This window comes from Paenibacillus solani (assembly GCF_050475945.1).
Lineage (GTDB): Bacteria > Bacillota > Bacilli > Paenibacillales > Paenibacillaceae > Paenibacillus_AQ > Paenibacillus_AQ solani_A.
The window spans coordinates 1-19764 of sequence record NZ_JBCMXJ010000024.1 but is presented as its reverse complement, the minus strand read 5'-3'; the positions used below and the strand labels follow the sequence as shown (position 1 = coordinate 19764).

The window sequence follows — 19764 nt, the reverse complement described above, 5'->3', positions numbered from 1 at the left end:
GGCTGTGTCTTTTCTTTTTGGAAAAACTCAGCCGTCGTTCTTGCTATAGCTTTTAGCTATAACTAGCTATGATCTTTTGGTATGCCTTCTAATCCTGCTCGTCGTGATATGATCATCGTATACAACGAGGGGGTTATTTACATGACTGATAAGTTCCAGATCGTAGGAAGTTTGTTGCGGCCCGAAGAGCTGCTGAAATATAAAACGCAAATTGAACATCGGGATGATATCCAGTATCCGTTCTATGAAAACTTCGAAGGGTATGCCGAGTGTGAGACAGAGGCGATCAAACAGGTTGTCAAAAAGGAAATTGAGCATAACCTGTCGGTTGTAACGGACGGCGAATTCTCCAAATCGATGTGGCATCTGGATTTTGTATGGGGCTTTGATGGAGTCGAGCGTTATATCGCGGATCATGGCTACTTTTTCAGGGATGTGGACGGAACATCGAAATACGAAACTCGTAAGGATATCGGCCTGCGCATTACTGGCAAGCTGAGCGGGAAGAATCATCACTTTATACAATTGTACAAACAGCTTCAAGATACGGCTGGGGATCATCAAACGAAGCTTTGCGTTCCGTCTCCTTCCCATATCTTCGGTGAACTTTCCTGGTCGAATAACATTGGCGGCACAGATAATGTTTATCAGAATTTACAGGAACTCAAACAGGGCCTGATAAGCGCGTATAAGGAATTCGTTGAAGAATTCGCTGCGGCAGGCGGCAAGATTCTGCAGTTCGATGATTGCTTATGGGAGCTATTCGCCGATGACAACCCGAACTCGCCGTTTACAGGGGAGAATATTAATCAAGAAGAAGTACAGGGGCTCGCCACCGAATTTATTGATATTAACAATACCGTGATTGACTTTGGTCACAGCCTAGGCTTGAAAATGTGGACACATAACTGCCGGGGGAACTACGATTCCCGCAACATGGGCGGTGGATCTTATGCGAAAATCGCCAACCTGTTCCTGAAGCAGTTGAAATATGATCGTTTCTTCCTGGAGTGGGATGATGATCGTGCGGGCTCGATTGAAGCACTGGAGGTTTTCAAAGACAGACCGGAAACGGAGATTGTGCTGGGCTTGCTATCTTCCAAAACCAATACACTTGATGATGAAGCGCGCGTCATTCGTCTGCTTGACGAAGCATCCAAAATCCTTGATAAGGATCGTCTGCTGCTCTCGCATCAATGCGGATTTGCTTCCTGTGATGGTGGTAACGAGCTGAGCGAAGCCGAGCAATGGGCAAAAATCGATCAGGGTCAAAAGATTGCCAAGCAATACTGGAATAACTAAAATCGGATAAACATCATTGAGCTAAAAAAGGGATGACTCAAAGGGACGCTAATGGCCCCACGAGTCATCTCTTTTTGTATGCAAGATTATCTGCTGATCAATCGCAGGAGCTCCGAACCAGAACTCAACCAGTATGAAAAGGACCATTCCCCAAGCTGAGTCGGTCTAAAATGTCCCATCGGAGAGGAGAAGCCTTTCCTTATGAAGAAGTTATATGATTCCAAGAGAGCTTGCGCAACAACGGTCATGAGAAACTTTGATCGTTTATATAAAGATAAGGGGAGAGGGAATGATGACATATAACCATGATTTGATGAATAAAGAGCGATTGCTCATAGAGCTGGATTCGCTTGGTTATTCGGACAGGATGAAGCGGATGGCGCTTTTGGGACGCGTGCATGCAGGGGATGCGGATTATTCCGCGCTGCTTGTATCCTTGCTCGAAAGCGGTACTGCTTATGAGGCACATTTGGCATTGACTGGTGCGGGTGTAGTGAAAGATGCTCGTGCGGTTTTGCTTGCTCTAAAGCATTCTAAGGCAGGAGTCAGGGGGCGGGCGGCTGGATTACTGCCAGAAGTGGTGACAGATCCGGACTTTTCGATTGAATCCGAAATTGCTCTGATGTCGTATCACTGCCGCCACCAATTGCTGCGGAGCATTGTGAATACAACTCGTCAGGATTGGGCGGAACGGTTACTGCCACTCGTGCTTACCCAGTGGGGAGCAAATGAAGCCTCTTTATTATTGGCCGTGTGCAGTGAAGAGACAGTAAGCAGTAGGCTCCCGGAGCTAGGGTATGCTTTACGCAATTGGCGGCTCTTAACAAAGCATTATCCTGATCTGGTTGCAGCGTATTTCAAGAATGCTTTGCAGAACGCAACACATCAGGAAAAGGTCAGCGTATGGTGGACACTCTCTTCCGCAATTGAGGTACTGAGTGTTTCAAGACCGGCAATTGTGCTGGAATGTGCGCTTAAGCTTGGGCCAACGGATATGATTCATCCAGTACTCAAACAGCAATTGGGCATTCTGATTCAGGCTTGCCCTGAAGCCGTATTCGAGCTGCTGACACGCGAGGAGACACGGGAATATCTGTTGAATCATGGCGTTCCGGCAGGCGTGTTGAAGAAGAGAAAATGGTTTACCACCGCGCAGTGGACCACGCTGGCTGCACTACTCGCAGATAAGCCTGTACATCTAGCCAAGGTTCTGGATACTCTTGCACCCTCTAGTCGTGAAGCGATGTTTGATGCCGCTTATAAGGAAGACGAGCGGAAGACACGCATATTCCCGATGACGCTGCTAGATGTATTACCGTACCGACTGCGTGACAAGGAAGCTGCCCGCATGCTGGAGCTTCGCGATATTCGTGATCATAGGGATAACAAACTCGAAACAACGGCACGCCGGTTAATTGTTAACGCAAGGGAGAAGCTGGAGCAAGCCGTCCAGGTGAGTAATAGCGATGAACGCGCTGCGGCCTATGCCCACCTCGTTCGGAGTACTGCGCTTTCCCGCAGCGGAATGGATGAGACGCTGCGCTTCCTAACTCGAATTAAGAACGACCAGGATCCAGTGCGCTGGGCTGTTATGGCCGAGCTCTCAAACTGTCCTGCTCCCATGTTTAAGGAAGAGCATGTGAATGATCTGACTGTACTGGTGGATAGCGTGGTGGAAGCCAGGGACACTTCGTACGGGACAAGGTCGGCCACAGAGAAGCTGGCTTTTGCTATATTGCGTGAACATGCATTGGAGTCGAAGGGCGAGCTGTTCAAATTCGCTTTGAGAACGTTTGGAAGATTAACGATGCGTGATGGGCACTTTGCACTCTTCTCTATGGATTGGGATAGCATACCAAGCTCTGCACTGGAAGCGTTGTTTGATGAGGTTTATGCCTTTGGTGTAGAAGCGAACAAGCGCGAAAACACAAGTGTGGTCCTGCGTATGGCGGATTTGTTCGGGAAAGCTGTGGATCGGCTGCCGAAGCTTCAGCTTCTGCTGGAGGAGCTGCTGAAGGCCAAAACGGTATCGCCGCAGGCGGTCCATTATTGGCTGGCACCGTATAAAACCCGGGATGAGAGGGTTAGAGAACTGCTGGACAGAGACCCATCCTTCATCTCATTCCACGACGTATTTATGCATCTGCATCTGAAACGCCAGGAGTGGCTGGACCCGTTCATCTCGGGGAAAATTATCAAAGGCAAGCATTTATCGGGAAAAACGATTTATGTTGTGCCCGCCCATAATGGGTTTCACCGGTGGCTGCCACGCCAGCAAAAGGCACTGGCTTCCCTCTTGGAACAGGTGGCCTTGGATGCCAAACGCAGCTTCCATGAACGTGCGACAGCGATGCGGAGCCTGGCCGTCATGCCGGATTATCTTTCCGATCAACTGGAGGTCCTGCTGCAAGTTCAGGAAGTGCATGTCGTCGAGGCTGCACTCTATGCCTATTCGTTATGGGAAGAGCCGGAGAGGGCACTGCCTGTATTATTGGACAACCTGGATGGGGACCGTGCTCGGGTCGCCATGTACTCGATCCCAAGATGCATGCGTAGAGTGAGTCCTGTATTGTTGACGTCCATGCTGTCGGACCTGCTCAATCGGGAAAAATTGAAAATCACGGTCAGAAAAGAGGCCATCCGGCTGCTTGGGGCTTATAAAAGCAGTGAGAATATGGCGCTTCTTCTCCGTGAATTCGAGAAACCGAATGTACACAAAGACGTGATGATCGCTATAGGCCATGCTGCCAGGCAGTATCTTGAAGATGAACGCAGCTGGACGATGATGCGTGCCATGGCAGCTTCTTCCCAGCGCGATATCGCAAGAAGTCTGCTTAACCAGTATGCCGGGGAACTCCCCGTGGAGGTTAGGCCAAGGTATTTGCAATTGATTATCAAGATTGCAGTACATGCCGATCCCGTTGTGGCAAGAGAGGCTTTCCAAGCCATGAGCCGATGGGTGAATGGAAGTGAGGAAAAGGTGGCGGCTTCCGCCAGCAGAACGATTCTTGATATGGAGGACAACGCCAGATGGAAGGCGGCGATGGACACGCTCATGGTTGCATGCCGCGACGGGAAGGTGAACGATCGGGTCATCAGCGTTTGCACACAATTGGCTGACATGGAGACGAAGTCGGAATGGAATGCTGCCCCCGAGAGAGATCTTCCGCAGCGGCAGCGTCTGCTTTCATTGATTGACAAGCTGACCTCATTGCCTTCCAATGCAAGGCGGGTGCTTACTCCTTTATATACGGGCATAATCGATGCTCTTAAATCCGAGGAAACCCTGAAGCCAGCCGTGATCAAATTATATCTAGCGATGGTTGAATGGAACCAAGCGGTGCAGGCTGCCCTGCATTTGGACCCTATGATTCAAATAGTGGAAAAGCATCCACATCTGTTGGATTACGCCTACAGGCAGATCGCTCAGGCAGCAAATAGCAGTCAGGCGTATTGGAGCCCGGAGGTTATTCTGGAACTGGTGGACCATTTGAGAGAGGGGCAGCTGTTTGCGGGCCAGTATATTGGGCTTTCTCTGCTGAAGGTTGCAGGAGCTTCATTATTGTGGAATCAGGCTTGTACGAAGCGGTTAAGAGCGTATCGGAATCATGAGCATGAGGCGATTCGTCTGGCGGCACTGGATATTTGGACGGTGCTTGAATGAGGTGAACGAAACGATGAACTATTTAAGTAACTTCAAACTCTCTTCTACCATTTCAAGCAACCCGAATATATATCCTGATCATGTGTTCAGACATATTGCAGGGGAGGTTCTGTTGTTTGATCGAATCACGGTATTATACGGCAGTAACGGCTCCGGCAAATCCAGCTTGCTGAATCTGATCGCCAACAAATTGGGAATCGCGGGGGCTGAGCGAATGACAAGCTATGGCTCTAACGCCTATGCACGGCGGTTTATCGAGGAAAGCAGCTACCAACTCGGGCATGATGAACAGGGGCGTCCCTTCTATAAGCTTCCCGATGGGAGCCGGTACATCAAGTCAGAGGATCTGTTATATGAAATCAAGAAAATACAGCAGGAAAGCGTGCTTCGCGAAGGGCTGCTGCATGAGCAGCTCGTACAGGGAAAGAGCAAGGAAGAGGTAGAAAAGCTGGAGCAGTCGTATGAGTTCAAAAAGAAGATGGACATCATACAATTCGCTCAGGAGAAGTATTCGAACGGAGAAAGCTCGATGCAGTTTTTTGAGGAATATTTGCTTCCCGGTAAACTGTATTTACTGGATGAACCGGAAACGTCGCTTTCTCCGGCGAATCAAATCAAGCTGGCCGAGCAGATGAATGATCTGGCGCGTTATTTTGACAGTCAGTTTATTATTGCTACGCATTCTCCCTTTGTTCTGGGTACGCTTCATGCGAAGATCTACAATCTCGATGCCAAGATTTTGCAAACGGCGGAATGGTTTGAGCTGGACAATGTACAGTTCTTTTACCGGTTTTTTCATAAGCATCACAGATTGTTTGAATGAACGGGTTTCGAGCTCCCAGAAGAGGTATCCTTCAAGTAAGGATATCTCTTTTTGGTATGGGGATATACCCCTTAGTACATCGTCCTGCTTAAATGGCGAACGTATAAAGATGCGAAGGCAGATAGTCAGAGTCATAAAACTGATTGATTTTTATGCAAATAGTTGTATAATCTACTTAATTAACGTTAATTAAATGACGAAAAGGGGATGAATATGACCAGAACAAAGCTGAAAGAGGCTGCGCTGAGCTTATTCGGACAGAAGGGCTACGACGGTACGGCATTATCGGAAATTGCGAAGGAGGTCGGCGTCAAAACACCGGCAATCTATGCCTTTTTCGAGAGCAAGGAAGATCTGTTCATGACGGTCTTCGAAGAATCGATGAGTGCCTATAACGAATATATCCAAGCGATGGCAGAAACCAGCAAAGGAATGAGCACGGAGAAAAAACTGCATGCGCTGCTGCATCGCCAATACGATTTCCACCGGGACAAGCGGGAGCTTGCTGTATTTGCCTTCCGGTATTTAATTTTCCCGCCGGATTTCTTGCTGGAACGGATGCAGGAGGCGTTTGGTCGTTTTGATACATTGCTCAGCAGCATTATCAGCGAGATTATGCAGGAAGGTTTGGATCGCGGTGAATTGGCCAAAGTCCCGCTGGAGATGCTGGTGGATTCGTATCTCACCTTGATGGATGGACTGGGCACGCAATATTACTACTATAAATCGCCGGAGCTGTTCGAACGGAAACTGAAACATGCCTTTGAGATGTTCTGGAGGTCCGTCGAAGCTTAGGCAATCAACAAGATTGTACAGAAAGCAGAGGGTGGAACATGAGCAACGATACAAAAATAGAAGATTACGAACGGGAGCCCGTACCCCAGCATTTGCGGAAATCATGGCTCTCAATGGCATTTGTCTGGATTGCGATTGGCATTGACTTGTCCGCGATGTTTCTGGGTGCAGAGCTCGGCGCGGGCATGAGTATCGGCGACTCGCTTACGGCGGTCGTTGTCGGTTCAGCCATATTAGGTGTTATCGGGGCTGTCTGCGCATATGTGGGAGCCAAAACGGGCCTGTCGACGGCCATGATCAGCCGGTTTCTGTTTGGGAACAAAGGGGCGCTCATCGTCTCGGTCATTCTCGGCATTTCATCGCTGGGCTGGTTCGGCGTTCAGGTTGGCTTCTTCGCTTCCAACTTCCAGACAGCGTTAAACGAGTTATGGGGTTGGCATTGGTCACTCTGGGTACTGTCGATCATTGGCGGAATCCTCATGATGTCCACGGCGATCTGGGGCTACAGGGCGATTGAAAAATTAAGCGTCTGGTCAGTACCGCTGCTCGTTGTGTTTATTATTATCGCGCTAGTTATGGCGCTTAATGGGGAAGGCGGAAGCAACGTCTGGTTACCGTTCGAGGGTGAGGCAGTTCCAATGGGGACGGCGATTTCGCTGGTCATCGGTATCTTTATCTTAGGAACGGCGCTGTCCCCTGACATCGCACGCTGGGCTAAAACGCCAAGACACGCGGTTACCGCAGCATTTATCGGTTTTTTTGTCGGCAACAGCTTCATGACAATTATTGCAATCTTCTTGTCACGCTCGATGGATTCCGATGATCTGACAGGCATTCTTCTGACGCTCGGACTCGGTATTCCGGCGATTATCGTGCTGACACTGGCACAATGGACGACTAATACGAACAATTTATATTCCGCAGGGCTGGGTTTCTCCGTTGTATTCAAACGGGTGCCTAAATCCGTAATCACAATTATTGCAGGTTTAATTGCGACGGCACTTGCTTGCTTTGGTATTTATGACCGTTTCATGACGTTCCTGACGTACATTACGATGCTTGTCGCACCGCTGGGCGGCATTTATACGGCTGAGTATTTGTTGGTGAACAAAAATAGATTTTCGTTTGACGGGCTGGACAGCAATCGGAGCTGGATTCCACGCTCCATCGTCGTATGGGTCATCGCGACGTTCTTCGGATTCATGACAACGCTGGCCCCAGATGGGCTCGGATGGTTCCAGGTGACGCAGGTTCCGGCGCTGGACAGCTTCTTGGTGGCATTTATCGTACAAGCAATCATAGGCAAATGGGTAGTAAAGAAGGGATGAAAGCATGAACAAGGCAACCAGATTAACAGAGTTGGATGAACAGGCAATTGAGTATATCGCGATAGGAGCTGCGGTGCTTGGCACGGGCGGCGGTGGAGATCCTCATGTCGGAAAATTGATGGCAATGGAGGCGATCCGCAAGTTTGGCCCGGTTCGAATCGCTCAGCTCGAAGAGCTTGATGATGAAGGGCTTATCGTGCCGGTATCAATGATCGGAGCACCGACGGTAATGCTGGAGAAAATCCCTTCAGCAGACCAGCTGACCAAACCGCTTGATCTGATGGAGAGAGAACTTGGCCGCAAGGTGGATGCTGTTATGCCAATCGAGGTCGGCGGCGGCAACTCGCTCGTTCCGGTCATTGCGGCGGCACAGCGTGGAATTCCGCTCGTCGATGCCGATGCGATGGGGCGTGCGTTTCCCGAATCGCAGATGGTGACGTTCCATCTGGAAGGCATTCCGTGCAGCCCAGTGGCGATGGCGGATGAGCGCGGCAACAGTGCGCTGATGCATACGATTGATGGTGTGTGGGAAGAACGGATGGCGCGCGCGCTGACGGTGGAGATGGGGGGTTCTGCTTCCATCTGCGATTATCCGGTATCCGGCGCGCAGGTGAAGCAGAGCGCGATCGGCGGCACGCTGACGCTGGCCTATGAGATCGGGCGGACGCTGTTCGAAGCGAAGAAGCAGAAGCTGAATCCTGTGCGTGAGCTGCTCACGAAGCTAAGCGGCTATGCACTTTTCCATGGCAAGGCCGTAGATATCCGTCGACGCATGGATGGAGGTTTTACGCGCGGCGAAGCGGTATTTGAAGGTACCGGCGAGAACAAGGGGAAATCATTGCGACTGTTTTTCCAGAATGAATTCCTGCTCGCCACTGTTGATGATCAACCACTCGCTATTACACCTGATCTTATTACGCTGTTGGATCAGGATACAGGTATGCCAGTGACGACGGAGAACTTGAAGTATGGCGCTCGGGTGACGGTAGCAGGTTTACCATGCGATGACAAATGGCGCACGCCAGTAGGCATTGAGACGGCCGGGCCGAGATATTTCGGTTATGACTTTGATTATGTGCCGATCGAGACGTTGGCTTCGAAGGGAGGTGCGGCGAAATGACCGAGGTTACTACAGCAAACCAAAACCAAATTTACCGCATCGGTATTGACGTGGGGGGTACGAATACGGACGCTGCCCTGCTGGATTCCAACTTGCGCTGTGTGCATAAGGTGAAGGTACACACGACGACTGATGTGAACGAAGGCATTGTGGAGGCTGTTCGCCTGCTGCTGCAGGAAAGCGGCGTAAATGGCTCAGACATTCGCTATGCGATGCTCGGCACCACACATTGCACCAATGCGATCGTGGAGCGCAAGCATCTTGGCCGGGTTGGCCTGATTCGTATCGGCGCTCCGGCGACGACGGCGGTTCCGCCGCTGGCCGGCTGGGACCCATCGCTGCGTGCTGCAGTTGGACCGCATAGCTATATCGCCTCTGGCGGTTATGAGTATGACGGCCGCACGATTGCGAATCTGGATGAAAAGGAGATCGCCGAACTGTGCCGCCGGATGAGCGGAGAAGTCGACGCGGTAGCCGTGTGCGGGGTATTTGCTCCGGTGAACCGTGAGCAGGAGAAGCGGGTTGGAGAGATCGTGCGCGAAGTGTTAGGTTCGGACATGCCGGTTACTTACTCCAGCGAGATTGGCAGCATCGGACTGCTCGAGCGGGAGAATGCCTCCGTGCTGAACGCGGCGCTGCTGCAAGTTATTGCAGGGGTGGTGCGCGGCTTTAAGGAAGCGCTGGATGGCTTTGGCATCCATGCACAGCTGTACATTTGCCAGAATGACGGTACGTTGATGAAGAGCGAATATGCACTCCGCTACCCGATTCTGACGATTGCGTGCGGACCGACGAATTCGATTCGGGGCGCGGCGCATTTGTCCGGGCTGAGTGACGCGCTGGTCGTCGATATCGGCGGCACGACAACGGATGTCGGCGTGCTCGTGCAAGGCTTCCCGCGCCAGTCTTCGGCAGCGGTGGAGATCGGCGGCATTCGCACGAATTTTCGGATGCCGGACATTCTGTCCATTGGTCTCGGGGGCGGCACGATCGTTCGGCTGGACGATGCAGGCAGCGTAACGGTTGGTCCGGACAGTGTGGGTTACGAGTTGATGACACGGGGCCTCATCTTTGGCGGGGATACGCTGACGACGACGGACGTAGCGGTGAAGCTGGGACGTGCCGTATGGCCGGGCACAAACGCGGATACAGTGGACGAAGCTGTATGTGGTAAGGCTGATGCCGTCATGCAGCAGAGTCTGGAGGATGCCATTGACCGGATGAAAACGAGTGCCGACCCAGTCGATGTCATTCTGGTTGGTGGTGGCAGTTTGCTGGTACCGGAGACGCTAGCAGGGGCAAGCCGAATCATCCGGCCGGACAACTATGATGCGGCGAACGCGATCGGCGCAGCGCTGGGAGAGGTTAGCGGCGAGTCGGAGCGGATCTATTCGCTGGATGACTGGAGTTATGACGACGTCATCCGCGATGCGAAGGAGAGTGCCATGAACGAGGCAACTGCAGCTGGCGCGAATCCGGAGACCGTACAGATTGTGTCCGTCGAGGACATTCCGATTGCATATTTGCCGGGCAATGCACTGCTTGTGAAAGTGAAAGCTGCCGGCAAGCTGTAACACGCAAGGCATGCGCCTCGCTAAGGCAGCAGTTAGACCACATGAGATGTGTGGGTATAGCCAATCAGCATTCGTAAATCGGTGCTCGGCAGTGTAGGGAGCGAGACCAAATAAACATGAACAATGGCGGTACGGATCAATTCCGTACCGCCATTTTTTATTTCGTTTTATGGCAATCTTAGATAGAGAGCAGCTGAAATCTTAGAGCGCTAACCAAGGGTATGGACTCGACTCGGGTATCCAAATATGCCACAATAGAGTACCAGGTGCACAGGAGAATTAATCCTTGACAACAGCACTGCAAGACGCAAAACTAGCTAACAAATTTACGTTCAAATATTTTATACTAAATAAGCCAGAATATATCTAAGGAGCAGCCGAATCCGATATGAACAAAAAAGAAGTCGCACATATACGCAAGCAATTTAAGCTGGATAACGATTTGATGAATATCTACGATATTCTTAACGTGTACATTATGAAGGAAACGAACGAGATTTATCACTGGGAGCGGCATCCCTTTGAGTTAGTGGACCGGGAGAAGCAGGAGCTTTACATGGGCAATTTCAAAAAGCTGCTGACTGGTGAATTGGATCATAAGCTGTTTGAGCTAAAGTTTCAGAAGGAAGCGCAAGATCCTTCACAGGTGCTGCTGCACCAAGCTTTGTTGACCGGAGATCCGGAGGAATGGCAGGACCTGATGCTGCTGTTAGTGGAAAAAATGATGGCAGAAACCAATTATGAACGGGATACGGTCGTTACGTTCGTACGCGGACAGTACTATCGGCCAACGAAGGCAAGAAATGAGGAAGCCGAGGAGACCGGGAAAGACGAAGTATTCGGACATCCGTTCATTCTATGCAGTGTGAATTCTACGGAGAAGCAGCGGAAGGCTCTCCTGTTTGACTATGTAGAGAGAGAGTATAAGTACAATATTATTGTCGATCCGATCATCAAGCTCAGTACCCCCGAGCAAGGGTTCTTTTATCCGAGTGTGACGGACAATTATTCCGACGTGAACCGGATTCTATATTGTACGGGGAAATCGAATGATCCAAATCAGTATTTCATTGAGCAGGTCTTGACTGCCGAAAGAAACATGACGGCACTTGAGGAACGAGCCATCTTCGAGGACATCGTGCGGGAAGTGGCGGGTGAACAGCTCGACGCGACAACGATCGGGCATGTGTATGAGGAAATACATCAGATCATTGAAACCAACCAGGAGGAGGAAGAGCCTCCGAAGCTGGATTATAAAGATTTGGAGCAAGTGCTGACGGTAAGCGGTGTAGAGAATGTGACAGCAGAAAAAGTAGAACGAGCATTTGAGACGATTATCGACGATAAGAATTATGAACTGAAGGCTAACAGCGTCATGCCGAAGTTTACGTCGAAATCCATTAAGATTAATACGAAAGTTGCTACGATTTCGGTCAGTCCCCAAGATCTGAAGTATGTGAAACAGGTGAATTATCAAGGAAGAAGATGCATCATGATCGAGGTCGACGAAGATGCGGTAATTGAAGGATTTACCCTCGCTACAGAGAACTTATAGGCTCTTTGGTTGCTGCTGGTTGTCGGAGTGGCGGTCAGCCCACGGATTGGTTTCAGAACTATGTGATGGATCCCCATGTGGTGGATTGCCGCTGTGGTTGGCAAGAAAGCTCGGCAAGAGAGACTGCCAATTCGCATGGATTGCTGAAAACTTAAGGGCTATCCTTAAAGTCATTGATAATGACTTGGGATAGCCCTTTTTACATTTATATCATTGTGCATTTCTTCTTGCAGATAAGTCAGCAGCCAGCTGGTTGGTGCGTTGTTTGTTCAACGGATAGAAGAATACCAGGATGAGGAATACCGCAAGATAGATCAGGGCGGGTACCAAGGTTCCCAGAGAGAAGATGCCGTGCAGCGTTGCATCCGTCTGCTTCTCTATCGCTGAGTTATATCCGACCGCTGCGATGGCAAAGCCGCCGATCCCTCCGGCAATAGCTTGACCGATTTTTCTCGCCATGGAATATAGCGCATACACGGTGGCATCCTCGCGCATACCGGATAAGAATTCATGATAATCGATAACATCGGTAACGAACGCCCATGTTACGATGGACATAAAGCCCATACCGAACATTCCAAGCCCGGACATCAAGATGAACTGCGTTACCGAAGGAGCCGGCATAAGAAAGATAATGAAGTACGACAGGGATGCAATCAGCATACCCATTGAAGCAATTTCCTTCTTACCAAACCGGGCAACCAGCGGCTTCGCTAACGGGATCGCAAGGAACGTAGCTGCAATCTGCACCAAGCCCACGATGCTAAGCGCTCCGGTGTTACCAAAATAATCTTTGAACAGATACGTGTTTACCGCACTGGAGAGCATCGTGCATACCAGCAGGATTAACGATGCTGACAGAATCGAAATCAAAGGTTTATTCTTGACCAAGCTTTTCATGGTACGGCTAAGTTTAACCTTCTCTGTTGTAACTTCCGGCGCAATGATCCGCTCTTTGGACAGTTTGTAGCATCCGATATAACAGCAGATAGCAATAACTCCGAATACAATAGCGGCCATAAACATGCGATCGGCGGAAATTTTATTATCGACGAACACGATCATAGGACCGATAACACCAATGACGAGGCCCGCTAACATGGCACCCATGGTTCTCCAAGTGGATAAGGTCGTGCGTTCGACAGGGTCTTCAGTAATCACGGAAGCCATAGAGCCGTAAGGGATATTCACTGTGCTATACAAGGTTCCCCATACGATGTACGTTACGAATGCCCAGGCAAGATAGAAACCGTCCGACATGCCTGGAATGGAGACGAACATTAACACACCTGAAACTACGAGGGGTAAGGACATTCTTAGAATCCACGGTCTGAACTTCCCAATTGGCGTTGCTTTACGCGTATCGATGAACCGTCCCCAGGCCATATCCGCGAATGCATCCCACAAGCGGGCGATCAGAAACAGTATGCCGACCGTGGCCGCACTGATATGGAAAATATCCGTGTAGAACACCATTAAGAAGGAGCTGGTGAGAATAAAGAAGAAGTCATTCCCCAAATCGCCTAACAGATACCCAAATTTATCTCGCCACCCGAACGGACGATCTTTGCTGACCGGGGTGTGCTGCATCATCTCGTTATTCAGAGCAGGGCTAGCCATATTTACACTCTCCTTCTTGGGTTCTACTTCTTAATCTGAATCAATTCTTTGTTCAATCGGTACAGAAGCTTGTCGGAAAAATCATCCGAGAGCGAAGCGATCATATCGATTTTGAGCGACTTCAGCATGTCGAACATCGGATTCTCTTCCAGATTGCCCATGTACTTCTTCAGCACGGCACGAGTTTGTTCGTTATCCATCAGCGTTCCGATGGAATCACGGCTCGAATAGACATCAGACGTAATCACGAGTTCTTCGATTTCAATGTCATCGTCATCATCCGGCATCGTAAACCAGTTGGTAGCGACGCCGCCTTTCTCTTCCGGAGCTTCATAGCTCAGGTTTGGCTCAGCGACTTTGTTAAAGCGGGCGACATCTTGATAGGTCAACCCGTCTTGTACGGTAACGGCCTTGATCTCATTCAGTCCGTCCTGCAAGCTGACATTCTCGAACAGGAAGACATGATTGTCGCCAGCTGTAGCTGCCACTTCAGCACCGTTAACATACAGGGTTACTTCATCGCAGTTGGAATAGACTTTGACACTAATGTCGGAATCCGGCCGATCATAGAAGCGTTTGCTGGTAATATGGACGAACTTCTCATCGGACCAATTGGCTTTGTATAGATAGAAGGCATCCTTTTTGATCTTGCGATCATAAGTGACCAGGCCTTTGTTGTTTCTACCCTTCACGCCGCCTTCATTGCGAATATTGGCGCCGAAGTCGAACATGTTCCATACATAAGTCCCCCAGAGGAAAGGCCGCTTGGCAAAAATATTCCAAACCTTTTCATGCACAAGAGCATGGTATTCTTCCGTGTAATCCTTCACCTTTGGATCGTTGGTGTGATATTGCAGGATTCCTTCTACGCCATATTCGGAAATACAAAGCTTGGCGTCCGGGTTCAGCTTATGATACTGATCCAGCCAATCGGCGAAGTCTTCCGGTTTGCCTCCATACCAGCCGAAGTAGTGGTTATATCCGACCGTATCGGTAATGTAGTTGTACTCATCATCCATTTCCACGAAGCTGACATTCGCCATCGTGGTGAGGCGAGTTGGATCTTCCTGTTTTGTCAGCTCGTTCAGTTCTTTGACCAATTTTCTAACTTCCGGTCTGTCGCCGCCGATTTGGATTTCGTTCTGTACGCCCCAGAACATAATCGATGGATGGTTGAAGTTCTGACGAACCAGTTCCACCATCTGCTGCTTGGCATTGATCCCTTCGAGTTCATTTTTTGACATGACCGAAATAAACGGTATCTCGGCCCAGATCACCATGCCCTCTTGGTCACACAGATCGTAGAAATATTGATCATGCTGATAGTGAGCCAAGCGGATCGAGGTGGCACCGATCTCTTTGATGAGCTCCATATCTTCTTTGTGTTCTTTTTTGGTAATAGCCCAGCCCATGTCTTTGCGGTCCTGGTGTCTGGAAACCCCGTGCAGTGGAAGATGCTCGCCGTTCAAGAAGAACCCTTGATCCGGATCGACGGAGAAGTAACGCACGCCGAAAGGAATCGAAACCTCGTCAATCGTATCGTTGAAGCTGGTTAAGGTTACATTGGCTGTGTAGAGATAGGCATTTTTTCGTCCGTTCCACAGCTCCGGCTGCTCAATCACGGCAGGAACTGCGACTTCCATCGTTTCACCCGCTCCTACAATCACTTCTTGCGCCGCATAGGCAGCGGATTGTCCTTGATGATCCAGGAGGTCTACCCATAGTCTTACTTTTTTCTCTTCGTCCTGGTCATTCGTAATTTTTGTTCTGATGGTTAAACTGGCCCGTTCCTTCGTGACTTCATCCTGGACGATATAAATGCCCTGCGAGCCGTAATCCAATAAATCAAAATGGACCGGACTTGCGATCACCAGATTCACGTCCCGATAAATCCCGCCAAAGAATGTAAAGTCGGCCATCTGAGGATACACATCGTCAACTACCGTGTTATCTACCTTCACAGCGAGAGTATTGGCTTTGCCAAACTCGATCTCTTCCGTAATATCAAAGCGGAAGGTGGAGTATCCTCCCCGATGCTGGCCGACATGTTTGGTATTTACGTAAACGTCCGTCACACTGTTGGACCCTTGGAATTCAATATAAACTTTATTGCCTTGCTCACAGGAAGCAACGGTGATCTCTTTTCTATACCAGCAAGCCCCTTTGTGATATTCAAAACCGTTCGCTCCGTCAATGGCATTCCAGGTATGAGGAAGATCGACAGGTTCGCAGTTCTCATTCTGATAGGCAGCTTGAATGGCATTTTCGTCATTTTCTTTTAGAAATGTCCAGCCTTGGTTAAGATTTAGTATCTTTCGCACAGTAAGACCCCCTCTGGTTAATAAGGCACTTACTTGAGAGTTAAAAGTATTTGTGTAAGCGCTTTAATTGGATTATAGTAGTTCTAAGGTCTTGGGTATCGCACGTTTTTTTCTTGATTAGCACATTTTTAAAATTTTTTTGAATGATGAGGGGAGGATTGACTTGAAACATACTCTTGAAGATTTCCGTGAACATTTCCAAAAAATCGGTTCCGTGATCCATACGCTCACGAAGATGGATGTGCGTATCGTCACTCCAGATGGTGTGGTGCTCGTACAGCATGTCAGTCATGAGGTTCCCGCTGTGCTGCATATTATCCATGAGGATTTTTCCGTTATAAACCGCAGTCTTGAGGAGCATTCTTCAAATCGGTTTATCCACTATGTGGATTCATATAATCTCGGGTATATTGCGGCAGGGATCTGGGAAGGGCAGGAATTTTGCGGCTCCATTGTCATTGGACCTCTCCTGTCGAGTATTCCGTCCGAAGACTCCATGAGCTCTCTCATGGCCAGTAATCAACTGCCGATCGGTCAGCAGACACCCTTAAGAACATTCTACGAGTCGCTGCCCGTCATCTCTGGGGTAGAGAAGGATGCACTGGGCGATCTGTTGATCCGCTTGTCCAATTTTGAACCTGTACAGGCATATGAAATAGCACTTCAGCCCAAGGTACCGCCTCCGGTGGACCGGACGGAAATCCATGTAGAAAGTAATAACTTCATTGAGGAGCGATATGAAGGGGAGAAGATGTTGATGGATCTTATCTCGAAGGGGGACAAAAAAGCGGTCCGTATGGTCCATAAGGAACAGGAGACGCTTCAGCTATTCATGAACCGTTTTCCGGGTCAACCAATTCGCGCCGTCAAAAACAGTCTGCTGGTATTTAATACGCTGTGCAGATTTGCCACTGAGAAAGGAGGACTCCATCCCGTATTTATTCATCATATTTCCGAGAAATACTCAATTCTGATTGAACGGGTGTCCTCTCTGCAGCAATGGAATTCATTGCTTGTCCAAATGGTGACTGAATATTGTGAGATGATTCAGACCTATTCGACCCGCAGCTACAGTTCCATCGTAAAGAAAGCGGTAGATTATATTCAATTTTATCTGGACCACCCCCTAACGCTTGAAGAGATCGCTGAAACTATCCAGGTGAATCCAACTCTTCTCTCCAGGAAGTTCAAGGAGGAAACCAATATGAATGTGATCGAATATATCCATTATCTCCGGGTCGAAAATGCAAAATTTTATTTAAGCAGAGGAAAATACAGCATCACGGAGATCGCGTTCATGGTTGGATTTAATGATGCCAATTATTTCTCAAGGGTATTTAAAAAAGTTACTTCGCTCACCCCATCCCAATATATTAAAGCCGCGAAAAAAGCTTAGAGATTCGATGATTTTCTGAATTGATGTTTTTATAGTATCCAGGCGGTTAAATGTATAGTAATGCATCTAAGAGAGGGGGTGAATGATGGAATGAAAAGCAGGATTTTATTATGGGCATGCTTGGTTATGGGAATTGTGATGATGGCCAGCCCCGTATCTGCGTCAGGAGTAGATTCATCCCCTGCCAGCAAGAAAGAGCGTCCAAGGCTGCTGAAAAATACCCTCGAAGGTGTCGGTTCCATTGTAGATTCTACAGTTTCCGGCCTTGGTCAAACCCTTGAGACGGGTGTAGAGGGCATAGAGCAAACACTGTCTCCCGTTGAGGATCTGACCGTGGACACACTAAAGGGAACCGGGGAAACGGTTAAAACCATTCTGACCTCTTCAGACCAGCCGGAGGTATGGATCGACCAGACATTAAAGACCACAACGGACACCTTGGATCGGACACTCCAAACCGTGGATGAGGTTGTTGATAAGGGCACGAGCACCGTTAAAAAGACGACAAATGAGCTTGTCCAAACGGTAGAGGGGACGACGAAGGCAAGTTTGGAAACCGTGAAGAACAGTTTGGAGGATGCAGGTACTCTGTTAAATGTACAGAAGCCAGTGCCTGTCCCAGTTCCTGTGCCAAAACCGGGGGAAGAGGAGCCTGTCGATGTAGAAGAAGGTATGGAACCATCCCAGCCGCCGACAGATTCTCATAAGGAACCTGTTGAAATGCCATTAGAGAAGCCTTCTGTTCCAGCGGTGCAACAACAAGAAGAGGATTCTACTACTCCAGCGGTGCAAGAACAGGTAGAAAAGCCTTCAGAACAAATCGGCAGACCTAAGCCTGTGGATACCGTAGCGGTTCCCGAAGAGTCAGAGAAGTCTGTAGTGGAGAAACCAATAGCAACGGAAAAAATAGTAGACGCTCAACTCACTCAAGCGAACGAGCCGACTGATATCGACGGACAAAATCTTGAACAGGGTCAAGTCTCCAATAGGTGGATAGGTGAGAAGGTTAGCCCTCAGGTAATCGAATATCGTCACGAGGATACGGTGAAGGATGCAGCTGAGTTGTCACACAACCCTGACAACAAGACGGTGGAGCGAAACACAAGCTCAGCCTTATCTCTTAATGCGCTAGCTTTACCCCTATCTGAAAGCGATTACATCATCGCATCCAGTGTAATTCCAGCAGTTACTCAAGGACCTGCTAATGTTAGCGTCAGCAATGGCGGTATGGGTTCAGGAGGAACACTGTTTCAGTTTATGGCTGTCATGTCAGGCTGGAATTCGGAAGCATCGCGCAGCCATGTCTTGTCATGGCCAGGGAGCCTGTATGCAATGAATAGTCAGTGGATGGGTGAGCCCACCTCTCCGCCACCTCAACATCTCTCCAGTTTAGAAGCCGCTTAAGCCAAAACTAAACGAGGAGAGATGAAGAATGAAATGGTCAGGTAAATGGGGAAAAGCATTGGTATTCGGTTCTGTTGTTGCTGTATCGCTTCAATTAGGCATGACTCATGCGGATGCTGCTGAGCAGTCCGGCATATCGAGCGAGATCTGGACAGAACAGCAGTCTCTTGTGGAAGCACAAGGGCTGGATATTCCACTCCTTGGTGAGCTTCATCTTGGAGTTCTAGATGAACATAGCTCCGCGGATGAGGAAACTGTCAGTGAAGCTGAGGGTATCCCGGAAGGAGAGCAGCCTGGTACAGGAAGCGAAGCAATAGTCGAGAAAACCGAAGGTTCCTCCTCTGTGGTGGAGCTGGAGCTAGTCGATTCGCTGCTGGGCGACAAGGTGCATGCGGGAGTTCTGGATGAGCATAGCTCTGCGAATGGGGAAACCGTCAGCGAAGCTGAGGGTACCCCGGAAGGAGAGCAGCCTGGTACAGGAAGCGAAGCAGTAGTCGAGAAGACGGAAGCTTCCTCCTCTGTGGTGGAGCTGGAGCTGATCGATTCACTACTGGGCGACAAGGTGCATGCGGGGGTTCTGGACGAACACAGTTCCGCGAGTAAAGAAGATGCTAGCGAAGTTGAAGGGAGTCCGGAAGGAGAGCAGCCTGGTGCAGGAAGCGAAGTAGTAGCCGAGAAAAATGAAGCTTCCTCCTCTGTGGTGGAGCTGGATCTGATCGATTCACTACTGGGCGACAAGGTGCATGCGGGGGTTCTGGACGAACACAGTTCCGCGAGTAAAGAAGATGCTAGCGAAGTTGAAGGGAGTCCGGAAGGAGAGCAGCCTGGTGCAGGAAGCGAAGTAGTAGTCGAGAAAAATGAA

Annotated in this window: 13 protein-coding genes; 11 read left to right on the top strand and 2 right to left on the bottom strand. The window is 49.4% G+C overall.

The genetic code is table 11. The annotated features are described in order from the left end of the window. Positions 1–141 precede the first annotated feature (141 nt). The 8 genes from ABEQ74_RS27485 (at position 142) to ABEQ74_RS27450 (ending at position 12161) form a co-directional block, all read left to right on the top strand. Positions 142–1302 (top strand): cobalamin-independent methionine synthase II family protein, encoded by a 1161-nt coding sequence (locus ABEQ74_RS27485; RefSeq protein WP_430125379.1) that lies wholly within the window; start codon positions 142–144, stop codon positions 1300–1302. Between the two features lie 289 nt (positions 1303–1591). Beyond that, positions 1592–4966 (top strand): HEAT repeat domain-containing protein, encoded by a 3375-nt coding sequence (locus tag ABEQ74_RS27480; protein ID WP_430125378.1) that lies wholly within the window; start codon positions 1592–1594, stop codon positions 4964–4966. A 13-nt stretch (positions 4967–4979) separates the two neighbouring features. Beyond that, positions 4980–5789, top strand: coding sequence for an AAA family ATPase (locus tag ABEQ74_RS27475; protein WP_430125377.1), 810 nt, complete (start codon positions 4980–4982; stop codon positions 5787–5789). A 213-nt stretch (positions 5790–6002) separates the two neighbouring features. Continuing rightward, positions 6003–6584 (top strand): TetR/AcrR family transcriptional regulator, encoded by a 582-nt coding sequence (locus tag ABEQ74_RS27470; RefSeq protein WP_430125376.1) that lies wholly within the window; start codon positions 6003–6005, stop codon positions 6582–6584. A 38-nt stretch (positions 6585–6622) separates the two neighbouring features. Beyond that, positions 6623–7912, top strand: coding sequence for a cytosine permease (locus ABEQ74_RS27465; RefSeq protein ID WP_430125375.1), 1290 nt, complete (start codon positions 6623–6625; stop codon positions 7910–7912). 4 nt (positions 7913–7916) lie between these two features. Further along, positions 7917–9032, top strand: coding sequence for a DUF917 domain-containing protein (locus ABEQ74_RS27460; protein WP_430125374.1), 1116 nt, complete (start codon positions 7917–7919; stop codon positions 9030–9032). Then, positions 9029–10606, top strand: a complete 1578-nt coding sequence (locus tag ABEQ74_RS27455) for an ROK family protein (RefSeq protein WP_430125373.1) — start codon at positions 9029–9031, stop codon at positions 10604–10606. Before ABEQ74_RS27460 ends, ABEQ74_RS27455 begins: the two co-directional genes overlap by 4 nt. A 388-nt stretch (positions 10607–10994) precedes the next feature. After that, the gene (locus tag ABEQ74_RS27450; RefSeq protein WP_430125372.1) at positions 10995–12161 is read left to right on the top strand and encodes a DUF4317 domain-containing protein; all 1167 of its coding nucleotides are present in this window, start codon (positions 10995–10997) and stop codon (positions 12159–12161) included. A gap of 210 nt (positions 12162–12371) precedes the next feature. On the opposite strand, the gene ABEQ74_RS27445 is transcribed toward ABEQ74_RS27450, so the two are convergent. Beyond that, positions 12372–13781 (bottom strand): MFS transporter, encoded by a 1410-nt coding sequence (locus ABEQ74_RS27445; RefSeq protein WP_430125371.1) that lies wholly within the window; start codon positions 13779–13781, stop codon positions 12372–12374. A 23-nt stretch (positions 13782–13804) separates the two neighbouring features. Further along, positions 13805–16102 carry a glycoside hydrolase family 2 TIM barrel-domain containing protein gene (locus tag ABEQ74_RS27440; RefSeq protein ID WP_430125370.1) on the bottom strand — a complete coding sequence of 766 codons (2298 nt, stop codon included), beginning with the start codon at positions 16100–16102 and terminating at the stop codon, positions 13805–13807. Between the two features lie 163 nt (positions 16103–16265). On the opposite strand from ABEQ74_RS27440, the gene ABEQ74_RS27435 reads away from it, so the two are divergent. The 3 genes from ABEQ74_RS27435 to ABEQ74_RS27425 form a co-directional block, all read left to right on the top strand. Further along, positions 16266–17498 (top strand): helix-turn-helix transcriptional regulator, encoded by a 1233-nt coding sequence (locus ABEQ74_RS27435; RefSeq protein WP_430125369.1) that lies wholly within the window; start codon positions 16266–16268, stop codon positions 17496–17498. Positions 17499–17588: 90 nt separating this feature from the next. Further along, on the top strand, positions 17589–18902 hold the full coding sequence (locus tag ABEQ74_RS27430) for a hypothetical protein (RefSeq protein WP_430125368.1): 1314 nt from the start codon (positions 17589–17591) through the stop codon (positions 18900–18902). A 28-nt stretch (positions 18903–18930) separates the two neighbouring features. Further along, the coding region (locus ABEQ74_RS27425; protein ID WP_430125367.1) for a hypothetical protein at positions 18931–19764 on the top strand (834 nt) is incomplete at its 3' end.

What these genes read in the sequence shown, in the direction of transcription:
- ABEQ74_RS27470 (WP_430125376.1), top strand. Translation starts at nt 6,003, where the DNA reads ATGACCAGAACAAAGCTGAAAGAGGCTGCGCTGAGCTTATTCGGACAG.
- ABEQ74_RS27455 (WP_430125373.1), top strand. Translation starts at nt 9,029, where the DNA reads ATGACCGAGGTTACTACAGCAAACCAAAACCAAATTTACCGCATCGGT.
- ABEQ74_RS27475 (WP_430125377.1), top strand. Translation starts at nt 4,980, where the DNA reads ATGAACTATTTAAGTAACTTCAAACTCTCTTCTACCATTTCAAGCAAC.
- ABEQ74_RS27450 (WP_430125372.1), top strand. Translation starts at nt 10,995, where the DNA reads ATGAACAAAAAAGAAGTCGCACATATACGCAAGCAATTTAAGCTGGAT.
- ABEQ74_RS27460 (WP_430125374.1), top strand. Translation starts at nt 7,917, where the DNA reads ATGAACAAGGCAACCAGATTAACAGAGTTGGATGAACAGGCAATTGAG.
- ABEQ74_RS27445 (WP_430125371.1), bottom strand. Translation starts at nt 13,781, where the DNA reads ATGGCTAGCCCTGCTCTGAATAACGAGATGATGCAGCACACCCCGGTC.
- ABEQ74_RS27430 (WP_430125368.1), top strand. Translation starts at nt 17,589, where the DNA reads ATGAAAAGCAGGATTTTATTATGGGCATGCTTGGTTATGGGAATTGTG.
- ABEQ74_RS27485 (WP_430125379.1), top strand. Translation starts at nt 142, where the DNA reads ATGACTGATAAGTTCCAGATCGTAGGAAGTTTGTTGCGGCCCGAAGAG.
- ABEQ74_RS27480 (WP_430125378.1), top strand. Translation starts at nt 1,592, where the DNA reads ATGATGACATATAACCATGATTTGATGAATAAAGAGCGATTGCTCATA.
- ABEQ74_RS27465 (WP_430125375.1), top strand. Translation starts at nt 6,623, where the DNA reads ATGAGCAACGATACAAAAATAGAAGATTACGAACGGGAGCCCGTACCC.